The organism is Methanosphaera sp. DEW79, assembly GCF_003266085.1.
GTDB classification, from domain to species: domain Archaea; phylum Methanobacteriota; class Methanobacteria; order Methanobacteriales; family Methanobacteriaceae; genus Methanosphaera; species Methanosphaera stadtmanae.
The window spans coordinates 38,913-50,140 of sequence record NZ_MUZW01000031.1; the positions used below are offsets into that span (position 1 = coordinate 38,913).

General features: G+C 26.4%; 10 protein-coding genes. 7 read left to right on the forward strand and 3 right to left on the reverse strand.

Annotated elements, in window-relative coordinates:
* Positions 1–233: 233 nt before the first annotated feature.
* The 3 genes from BZ132_RS03140 to BZ132_RS03150 all read left to right on the forward strand — a co-directional run bounded on the left by BZ132_RS03140 (position 234) and on the right by BZ132_RS03150 (position 3,499).
* Positions 234–1,052 (forward strand): UbiA family prenyltransferase, encoded by an 819-nt coding sequence (locus tag BZ132_RS03140; RefSeq protein WP_286940478.1) that lies wholly within the window; start codon positions 234–236, stop codon positions 1,050–1,052.
* Positions 1,053–1,078: 26 nt separating this feature from the next.
* A complete protein-coding gene (locus BZ132_RS03145; RefSeq protein WP_011406233.1) occupies positions 1,079–2,224 on the forward strand; it encodes an ORC1-type DNA replication protein in 1,146 nt (381 codons plus the stop codon).
* 840 nt (positions 2,225–3,064) lie between these two features.
* On the forward strand, positions 3,065–3,499 hold the full coding sequence (locus BZ132_RS03150; protein ID WP_112149438.1) for an archease: 435 nt from the start codon (positions 3,065–3,067) through the stop codon (positions 3,497–3,499).
* 28 nt (positions 3,500–3,527) lie between these two features.
* Here the strand turns inward: BZ132_RS03150 and BZ132_RS03155 are convergent, their stop codons facing one another.
* The 3 genes from BZ132_RS03155 to BZ132_RS03165 are packed head-to-tail and all read right to left on the reverse strand — an operon-like array spanning position 3,528 to position 6,168.
* On the reverse strand, positions 3,528–3,953 hold the full coding sequence (locus tag BZ132_RS03155; protein ID WP_286940482.1) for a hydrogenase iron-sulfur subunit: 426 nt from the start codon (positions 3,951–3,953) through the stop codon (positions 3,528–3,530).
* 1 nt (position 3,954) lies between these two features.
* Positions 3,955–5,112 carry a Coenzyme F420 hydrogenase/dehydrogenase, beta subunit C-terminal domain gene (locus BZ132_RS03160; protein WP_112149440.1) on the reverse strand — a complete coding sequence of 386 codons (1,158 nt, stop codon included), beginning with the start codon at positions 5,110–5,112 and terminating at the stop codon, positions 3,955–3,957.
* Between the two features lie 12 nt (positions 5,113–5,124).
* Entirely contained in the window at positions 5,125–6,168 is a 1,044-nt protein-coding gene (locus BZ132_RS03165) for a hypothetical protein (RefSeq protein WP_112149441.1), read from the reverse strand.
* 481 nt (positions 6,169–6,649) lie between these two features.
* On the opposite strand from BZ132_RS03165, the gene BZ132_RS03170 reads away from it, so the two are divergent.
* The 4 genes from BZ132_RS03170 (at position 6,650) to BZ132_RS03185 (ending at position 11,004) form a co-directional block, all read left to right on the forward strand.
* On the forward strand, positions 6,650–8,098 hold the full coding sequence (locus BZ132_RS03170; protein ID WP_011406239.1) for an RtcB family protein: 1,449 nt from the start codon (positions 6,650–6,652) through the stop codon (positions 8,096–8,098).
* 5 nt (positions 8,099–8,103) lie between these two features.
* Positions 8,104–8,865: an S-methyl-5'-thioinosine phosphorylase gene (locus BZ132_RS03175; protein WP_011406240.1), complete on the forward strand. Its 762-nt coding sequence runs from the start codon at positions 8,104–8,106 to the stop codon at positions 8,863–8,865.
* A gap of 63 nt (positions 8,866–8,928) precedes the next feature.
* Positions 8,929–9,843 carry a quinolinate synthase NadA gene (nadA, locus tag BZ132_RS03180; protein WP_112149443.1) on the forward strand — a complete coding sequence of 305 codons (915 nt, stop codon included), beginning with the start codon at positions 8,929–8,931 and terminating at the stop codon, positions 9,841–9,843.
* Between the two features lie 96 nt (positions 9,844–9,939).
* Positions 9,940–11,004 (forward strand): hypothetical protein, encoded by a 1,065-nt coding sequence (locus BZ132_RS03185; RefSeq protein WP_011406242.1) that lies wholly within the window; start codon positions 9,940–9,942, stop codon positions 11,002–11,004.
* The last annotated feature ends 224 nt before the right edge of the window (positions 11,005–11,228 follow it).

An 11,228-nucleotide genomic window follows, 5' to 3' on the forward strand; every position in this document is an offset into this window, starting at 1 on the left:
ATTTAAAACTCCTTAATGAGTGATACTCATTCGCTCACAGTTTTAAGTATGTTAAAAATTAGTTATTTATTATTATATATTTACTATAATAAATACTTTATGTTATATTGTTCTACTTTTTCCATAATATATATTCAAATTATTTAATAAAAAAATAGCTTATAATAAAATAGATACATATATAATATTATTGATGATTTTTTTAAAATAAATTAGTTATAGGTGACAAGTTAATGAATCCCTATATAGAAATTCTCAGACCTACAAATGCTTTAATGGCATTTATAGCAGTATTATTAATGGCAATTATAGGCCATACTTATAATTATGAGATAATACTTGGATCTCTATGTGTATTTATAGCAACAGGTTCTGGAAATACAATAAATGATTATTATGATTATGAAATAGATCGGATAAATGCACCAAACAGAACTATACCCTCAGGTAAAATAGAATTAAAAAGAGCATTATATTATAGTCTAATTTTATTTCTAGTATCAATTATATTAGGATTTATAATATCATTAGAAAATGGTATTGTTGTAATTTTATGTACTATTTTAATGATAATCTATGCTTATGATTTAAAACAAAGATGTTTTATTGGTAATTTATGTGTAGCCATACTTACAGGTTTAACATTTGTTTTTGGTGGTCTTATAACAAAAGATGTTAATTTAGGATTTATTCTTGGATTTTTTGCATTTTTAATGACATTATCTAGGGAAATTATAAAGGATATTGAAGATATTGAAGGAGATAAAAAAGAAGATGCACATACTCTTCCAATTATATATGGGACAAAAAAGGCAGTTATGTTAGCTGTTATTCTAAATATTATAACATGTATTCTTAGTCCCTTGTTATATTATTATAATATATTTTCAATAGTATATCTTATCATAATAATTATAGCAGATATTATCTTTGTATATTCAGCATATCTGGCAGTGCAAAATCAGTCAAAAGAATCTATGCATAAAATATCTAAATACATGAAAATAGGAATGTTAATTGCATTTGTATCGTTTGCTATGGGAGCATTATAAAATAAAAAAAAGGAGGACAATAATAGATGGATTTACAAGACATATTATTACATGATGAAACAATTTTTAAAGATGTAAGAGTATTTAATTCAGATTATTTGCCAGAAGAATTTAAATTAAGACAATCACAAATGGAAGAAATGGCTTTCTCATTAAGACCTGCATTACATGGTGGAAAACCATCAAATAATATACTTTTAGGCCCTCCAGCAACTGGAAAAACAACTGCTATAAAGAAATTATTTGAAATGGCTCAACTGGACTGTGAAGATGATATAATATGTGTATATGTAAATTGTCAATTACATTCTACAAAATTTGGTATTTTTTCACAAATATATAAGAAAATATTTGGTCATAATCCTCCTGAAACAGGAGTTCCATTTGCAAGAATATATAATAAAATTATGAATGAATTATATGATACTGATAAAGCATTGATTGTTGCATTAGATGATATTAATCATCTATTTCATGGAAATATTATAAGTCAAATATTTTATGATATTCTACGTGCACATGAATCATATGAAGGTGTAAGAACTGGTATATTTGCAGTACTTTCAGATGTGGAATTTAGATTTATATTGGATAAAAATGTAGGATCTATATTCAATGCTGCAGAAATAAATTTTAAACCATACACATATGAAGAAACATATAATATATTAAAAGAACGTGTAAACTTAGGATTTTATCCAAATGTTATATCTAATGATTTATTAGAGGAAATTACCACGTATACATTTGAAAATGGGGATTTACGATTAGGTATTGATTTACTGCGTATAAGTGGAAATAATGCTGAGGTTAGAGCATCACGTAGAATTGAGTATGGGGATGTTGAAAAGGCATTTAAAGTATCAAAAAGTGTTAGTTTAAGGTATATATTAAATTCATTATCTGATAAAGAAAAAACATTACTTCGTTTTATTACAAGAATGGATAAGAAAAATATAACATCTGGTCAATTATATGAGGAATATAATCGTGAAAATAAGATTGGTTATGCAACATACAATAGACAAATTAATAAATTAGAATTTCTAAGATTAATTGATACAACATACACAGGATCTGGAAAGAAAGGAAATTCAAGGTATATTAATTTAAGATTTGATAGTAAACAAATACAAGAAAATCTACCACAACAAAAACGAAGATCACTGTAAAAATCATGAAAATCAATCTTCATTTTTTTTTAAAAAAGAGAAAAATTTAAGAAATCTATTTTATTATTCACAAGATTTAGCTGTATTTTTTACATTGTATATTTAATATAACATTCACTATTTTTTTATTATTTTTAAAATCTTGTGATATAACATATCTTCTAGTTTTATTTAAAGTTAACATAAAACACCCACATTTTATTAACAAATTATTTTCTTTATAATATAATCAAAGTTAATATAATTAAATTTTAATTCTACTTATAAGGAATAGAAAATCATAAATAACAATATTGTACTTGTAAATATTGCTGATAAATTATATTTTAACTTAATTCTATCTATAAAACTTCTTTTAGGCTTTAAAGATGGTATTTTATTTTTTCTACCAAGATTAAATCGATAAATACCTAAATATTGTCCCATATTTCTTTTTTCTATATTAAATTCTATGTTTTTCATACATCATTTTATGTTATTTTAATAATATAAAGGACATCTTAGGGTAGTTGATAAGTAATAAGGGGTATTGATAAGTAATTAGGAGGGGGTATTGATAAGTATTCTCAGGGGAATTGATAAGTAATAAGAGGGGTCATGATAACTACTAGTTTTAAACATATAAAAGCTGTTTAAAAAAAAAGTAAGAAAAAATATAATAGTCTAAGTAGAAAATTTAAACATGAAAAAAAGTGATAATCTATGTTTCTTTCAACAACTTTCATACTTATAAATTTAATAATCTGGATTATAATCATAGGATTCATAATAGGCATTTATAAAGGTTTAATATTTAACAATGAATAAAAGATAATTAATTTAAGACAATATAATATTATTATGAAAGAGAATAGAAATTTTAAATACTTTGAGACAACAGCAGATATAGGAATAGAAATTCAAACAGAAAATATGACAGATGCATATATAAATGCAGCACTAGCAACACTAAATATAATAACAGATATTGAAAAAATAAAACCCAAAATAACAAAGAAGATACATATAGAATCTGAAGATGAATATGGATTACTATATGATTGGATTACAGAATTACTCATTTTATTAGATAGTGAAAATTTCATAGTATCAAAATACAATATTAAAATATCAAAATATGAAAATACAATAGTAATAGATGGACAAATCTGTGGAGACATCTATGATAGAAATATATATAATTATAAAACAGAAGTAAAGGCCATTACATATCATCAAATGAAAATTACAAATGAAGATAATATATATAATATACAATTTATTGTAGATTTATAAAAAAATAAAAAAAAAGAAGAATTTAATATCATGTTTCAATAATCTCTGAATTTGTATCTAATGATTCTTTTTTAAGTTTCTTTAATTCTTCATTAAATTCTTTCATAAGAATTTGAAACTTAGATCCTTCAGAAGCTGATACCCATTCATATTTAAATCTTCTTTGATCAATACCTAATTCATCTAATATAAATCTAATTAGATGAGCTCTTCTTCTCCATTTATAATTACCAGAATTATAATGACAATCACCTATATGACATCCACCAACAAAAACACCATCTGCACCTTCATGAAATGCCTTAAAAATCATGTCAGGATTTATTCTTCCAGAACACATCACCCTAATTATACGAATATTTGGAGGATACTGCATTCTACAAGTTCCAGCATTATCAGCTCCACCATAACTACACCAGTTACAACAAAATCCAATGATCTTCATATCATCCATATTATTCACCCTCAATAATTTTTTCTTTTTCTCCACTATACATTGGAGGTTTATTTTCTGATACACCAGAAACATATCCAGTATCTTTGGTGTATTTTAATTGTACATTCTGGAATAATCTAGATACAGGTATTTCCATAGGACAAGCATCATCACATTGACCACAATTAATACAACTAAAAGCCATATGTCCTAGACGTATTCCATGCATTAATAATGGATCAGGTTTTTGGGATGGATGTTCTTTAAATTCCTCCTTTTCCATGGAACATGTAACACAATTACAAACAGGACAAACATCTCTACATCTAAAACATTTTATACATCTATTTAGAATATCTTCTTTTTCTTCTTTTGTAAATTCAGTTTCTAAATATTTTTTCTGTGTTCTTTTTGCCATTTTCTTCATAACTTGTTCAATTTTAGAACGTATAACTAACTGTTTTTCTGATGGTTTTTTTACTTCAATATATTCATTATCAATTGCATATTGAACTAATTCTTCTCCACGTGGAGTGTTTATTTCAACAAATGTATAACCTTTTGATGAACCCCAATTTCCACAGGCAATATCTGCTTTTCGTGGAATTTTTAATTCACATCTTTGACAATTTTCTCGTCTACCATAACCTTCATCTTCAAGGTCATCCATCTTAATTGATTTTTCACTTCCATCTTTAAGTTCTACAATAAATTTACCCTTATTTATCTCCTCAGAAACAATATCTTCAGGATCCAATTCATAGAATAATCTAATCATTTCTTCAGCTACTGCAGGACGTACTGTTCCACCACAATTTAATCCAATCATATATACATTGTCCCTGTCAATTCCAACTCTTTTAATAATCTCATCTATTGCCATTGCATCACATGGCTTTGTAGTTACTGCAATTATTTCTTCTTTCAGGTATCTTGCAATAATGTCTGAAATCATGGTAGGAGCACAATGTAGTGAACCTGCAGTATCAATTAATTTACTAGAATCAGTAGTATAGGTAGGTATTCCATCGTAAAGATTATTACCCTTTGATATATTTAAAACACCATCAACTTTCTTTGAATCAAGTAATGATTTTAAGATTGCTGTAACAGCACCACCATTTTCACCCTTTTCAATGATTTTAGGATCTTTTGCTCTAACTTGTAAATATTTCATTATAATCACCAACTATAATTTACCATCAATTTCATCAATTACTTGGGCTATTGTTTTTAATTGATTATCATTATCACAGATAGTATCATTAAATCTCTGTGTTATACCCATACTATTTGTAAATGAACCATTCTTTTCATACCATGCCTTTACTGGTATTTGAAAACTACTCTCATTGGTGGTATTTAGTGTATCAAATGAAATTATAATTTTGTTATTAAAAATATCATTTTTCATAAAATTAGTTAAATTGATATCAGTAAAAATAATAACATCAGAATCATTTATTTTAGATATAATCTCGTTGATTGATGTTGATTTTACATGATGAAGTACAGAGTAACTATTTGGATATTTAGGTAATGGTAGAATTTTTAATTTATTATTTTCTACATATTCAATAATCTTATTATAATTATCTGTTGAATCGATTTTATTGATTATTAAAATAGCGTTCTCATCTATTTTTTCATGTTCTAATATTGATGGTATCTCATCATATGAATTGATTTTAATGAATTTATCACTATTATATCCTGTTAAATTTTTTGTTTTATTTATATTGATAGTATAACAGTTGTTTTTCTTGGCATGGATGATTCTACGACCAATCAATGCATTTTCTCTATATATATCTCCAATTGTGATTATATAATTAGCATTACTTATATCATCATAAGATGCAATTATATTGGCATCTGTTTTATTGAAATTATTTTCATATGCCAATAGTGTATAGTCATGTTTTTTTGTAAATTCCATTAATCTATCTAAATCAACATTATCTGTTTTTCCAGAGGTGAGGATAGTAACATCTTTATTATCTTTTAATATTTTAGTTACATTATCTATCAAACTAGTATAATCTGTACTTTGCTTGATTTTATTATTTATAAATAGGTTTATATTATCAGTACAATTATTACAATTACGACCTTCATTTATTGAATGGTCTTTGTATGAGTTAATACCTACTATTTTTTTATTTTTACTTATAATATTTAAACCACAGCCTACACTGCATGTGGGGCAAATAGTATGTTTTATTTTTAACATAAAATCACCAACATGTTAAAATTGTAAATTCAAATTTCTTTTTATTTTCTTGTGAATGTTTTAATTTCTAAGTATTAATAATGATTAATCATTATAAATATAATATAAATTATATATATAAACACAACTATATAAATATTTCAAAATAAGAACAATATTTCCTAAAAATAGTTAAAATACTAAAATATTTATAGATAGAAAATTGATTTAATTTTAAAAGTCATAATATAATTAAAAAAAAAGATAATATAATATAAATCTCAACCATAACTAAAAATAAGATATTATTATAAGTAATCTAAAGAATAATAATTTCATATAACAATAAAATAAAAGTATTATTTCTAACAAAATTATAACATATTATAATAAAAATATGAAATTAACATAAAGTTAAAAAAAATTAAATATTTATTTTAACATTTAATAATTCACAACATTATATAATATAATTTTAAATAAAGACAAAGAGTGTGAAAAAATGGTAGGAAAAGGAGATTTAGAAAAAGTTAGAGATTGTGTATATGAAATTCCATCATCAGCAAGAAAAGATATGAGAGTTCCTGCTAGAATTTATTTAGATGAAGAATCAATAAAAACATTAGAAGATGGAGCAATTGAACAAGTAGCTAATGTAGCATGTCTTGAAGGAATACAGAAAAGATCAATAGGATTACCAGATATTCACTTTGGATATGGATTTAGTATTGGAGGAGTAGCAGCATTCTCTGAAATTAATGGAGTAGTAAGTCCTGGAGGAGTAGGTTTTGATATTAACTGTGGAGTAAGACTACTAAAAACAAATCTTACAAAACAAGACATACAACCTCATCTTAAAGATCTTGTTAATGAATTATTTAATAAAGTACCATCAGGTCTTGGAAGTAATGGTATAAAACACTTAAAAGAATCTGAAATAGATGATGTACTAGAAAATGGTGCTAAATGGGCAGTAGAAAATGGATTTGGATGGGAAGAAGATCTTAAATTCCTTGAAGAAAATGGTTGTATGGAAGGAGCAGATGCTAGTTTAGTAAGTACAAAGGCAAAAAGAAGAGGTATACCACAGCTTGGATCACTTGGAAGTGGAAATCATTTCCTAGAAATTCAATCAATAGGTGATATATATGATGAAGAAATTGCAAAAGCATATGGTCTAGAAAAGGATCAAGTAGTAGTATTAATACATACAGGTTCTCGTGGATGTGGATATCAAATCTGTGCAGATAATCTACGTGAAATGGATAAAACTGCAAAAAGATTAAAATTAAATCTACCAGATAGACAACTTGCATGTGCACCAATAGATTCTGATGAAGGACAAAACTACTTAAAAGCAATGGCTGCAGGTGCAAACTATGCATGGACAAATAGACAAATGATTCAACATTGGGTAAGAGAATCATTTGAAAATATTTTAAAACAAGATGCAGAATCATTAGGTTTAAATGTATTATATGATGTAGCACATAACATAATTAAAAAAGAACAACATAAAATTGGTAAAATTAATAGAAATATGTATGTACATCGTAAAGGAGCAACACGTGCATTTGGTCCTGGAAGAAAAGAAATTCCACAAGAATATAGAAGTGTAGGTCAACCTGTACTCATACCAGGTACTATGGGAACTTCATCCTATATATTAGCTGGAACTGAAACTGCAATGGATGAAACATTTGGGTCTACAGCACACGGAGCTGGAAGAGTACTTAGTAGGTCTGGTGCAAAACGTGAATTTACTCCAGAAGAAATATCAAAAGATTTAGCAGATAAAGGAATTATTCTTAAAGCAAATTCACAACCAGTTATTGCTGAAGAAGCACCTAATGCATATAAAGATGTTGATTCAGTTGTAAAAACTGCTGATAAAACAGGTATAAGTAAACTTGTTGCTCAAATGAAACCATTAGGTGTAATTAAGGGGTAAACTTAATGATTGGTATTATTGGTGGAACAGGAACAAAAGCATTACTTGAAACATACTCTATTGTAGATAAAAAAGATGTTAAGACAGAGTATGGACAGGCTCCACAAATCACTATATTGGATATTAATAATAAAGAAGTAGCATATATTCCAAGACATAGTCAAGGACATAGTGTACCTCCACATAAAATTAATTATAGAGCAAATATTGAAGCATTAAAAACAATTGGTGTAAATCAAGTTTATGCAACTAACTCTGTGGGTTCTTTAGATACAAATATAGAACCTGGAAGTATATTAATACCAGATAACTTCATAGATTTTACACATAATCGTGTTTCAACATTCTTTGATAATGAAGTTGTACATATTGATTGTACAAATCCTTACTGTGAAACACTTAGAACTAATTTAATAACTGGTAATGATGTACATCCCTATGGAATATACATTGCTACAGAAGGTCCACGATTTGAAACTGGTGCTGAAATACAGTTTTATAAGTTAATAGGTGGAAAAGTTGTGGGTATGACAGGAGTTCCAGAAGTTGTTCTTGCAAAGGAAAAACAGATGTGTTATAGTAGTATTTGTGCAGTAACAAATTATGCGGCAGCTATATCACCAAATAAACTAACAATTACAGAAGTTATTGATGCTATGAAGGATTGTGAAGAAAAATTAATTAAACTTATTACAAAAACCATTAAAAACACTGTTGTTAGTAGAGATTGTGGATGTCAGCATATATTAGATGATGCAATTATTTAAATAATATTAAATATAACAAGAGTTATATTTTAAATAAAGAGTATAATAATAAGGGGTTTATATATGACTAATGAGATTATAAGAGAAATTGAAGAATTAAAAAAAGAAAAAAATGCCATAATTCTTGCTCATAATTATCAACCAAAAGAAATACAAGAAATAGCTGACTTTGTAGGGGATTCACTAGAATTATGTATAAAAGCAAATAATGTGGATGAAGCAGATATTATAGTATTTTGTGGTGTTAATTTCATGGCAGAAACTGCTTCTATTATTAGTCCAGATAAAAAGGTATTATTACCAGATAATAGAGCTAATTGTCAAATGGCAGACATGGTTTCACTTGATGAATTGAAAAAAGCAAAAGCTGAACATCCAGATTGTGAAGTAGTATTGTATGTAAATAGTAGAGCAGAAACTAAAAGTGAAGCTGACATAGTATGTACTTCTGCAAATGCTGGTAAAATAGTTTCTAGTTTAAAATCTGATAATTTTATATTTGCACCAGACCATAATTTAGGTATCTACTCAGCAAAACAATCAGGTAAAAATCCAATAATAGTTCCTGAAGATGGACATTGTTATGTACATACAATGTTTAAACCAGAAGATATTAAAAAAGCACGAGAAGATTATCCAAATGCTAAAATAGTGGTTCATCCAGAATGTAACGATGATGTAAGACAATTAGCAGATTATGTTGAAAGTACTGGTGGAATGGTTAGACTTGCAAAAGATCCAGAAATTAAACAATTGGTTGTTGGAACTGAAATAGATCTTGCTACACGACTTACAAGAGAAAATCCTGGAAAGGAATTTATTCCCCTCAGACGTGATGCTTTCTGTTTAACAATGAAGATTATTACTCTTGAAAAAGTACTTGAAGCACTTAAAGAAGAAAAATATGAAGTTGTTGTTGATAAAGAAATTGCTGCTAAGGCACGTGTTGGAATACAAAAAATGTTAGATTTATCATAAATAAATCTTTTTTAACTATTTTTTTATAATCCCCTATTATTTTGTAACATAACTTTTAAATATTTTCTAGTAATATAATTTAAATATAAATTTCTAATGGAGAGGAGTATTATAGATAAATTATTTAAAATTGATAAAACAATTATTGTAGGTTTAGGTCTTATTATTCTTGGATTTATCATACTAGTAACAGATTTTATAGACTCATTTGTTACTAATCTACTATGGCCTCTTCTAGAAGGATCATCAGAAGGAAAAACAGTACTATTTCTTGGTATGTTAGGATTAATACTTATTATCTCATCACTTATTAATCAAAATAATAGTATTAAGCATAGATTATATCCAGATAATGATTATCATTTAAAATATATTCTATTTGTTGTTGTAATTCTTCTATGTTGTGCTGTTTTAGGATTGATTATTGAATTTTATATTAGATATAAACTTGGAATATCCTTTTTTACAATATTAACATCACTTGATCCTAGTACAAGTACTACAAGTCCAATGCATTCACATGCCTATAAATCAATACTAGGATATTTATCAAAAAGTTTTGTACCTGCACATGTAAATACAAGCTCATCAATACTTAAATTTGTATTTCCATATGCATTGATAGTAGTTCCTATTTGGATTGTATCATTCATATGTGGTGTAATTGGATTGTCTGATATGAAACCATTACATAAAGCAATTACAACCATAGCTCTAACACTTGCATTAATAGGTATACTAGATGGAGGTATGTTTTCTCAGCCATTTCTTATTGGTATAGGATTTTTATTGTTAATGTATTTTTCTAATGGAAAAATTGGTATAAAGTACTTTATTAAACCTGTTGTAATAATGGGTTATATATTACTTGTTGGAATGATTATAGAAGTTGGTGGTAGTGATATGTCATATCATACACTTAGTGTTATAAATCAAACAGAACCTGTTGACATGTCACAGTACAATGTTACAAATATTGAAGTACATGGGGATGTTACAACATATACACTAGCTACAAAAACAGATGATAAACAATTAATTCGACAGATATTTGCCTCATTTAAGGGAAAGGCTGATGTAACATTTATGAGTTGGAATTTCTATTCTTATTTAGATAATCCTACAATGAGACAAAGACAAGCTGCAAAAAACATATCCTAATTTTTTATTTTTTTTTAGATTTTTATTTTATTAAACATCATATAAAATAGAATTTAGTAAGGTTTTAAATATATTTTCTTATTTTTTTTTATCTATAACTTTTTTTGAATATTTCTAATTAATATATGTCTTATAAAAAATATAAATTAGAAATGTTATTTTTTTTGATACATTTTTTTTTCATTAAATAATCATAATTATAATATTATATAACATACAAAAAT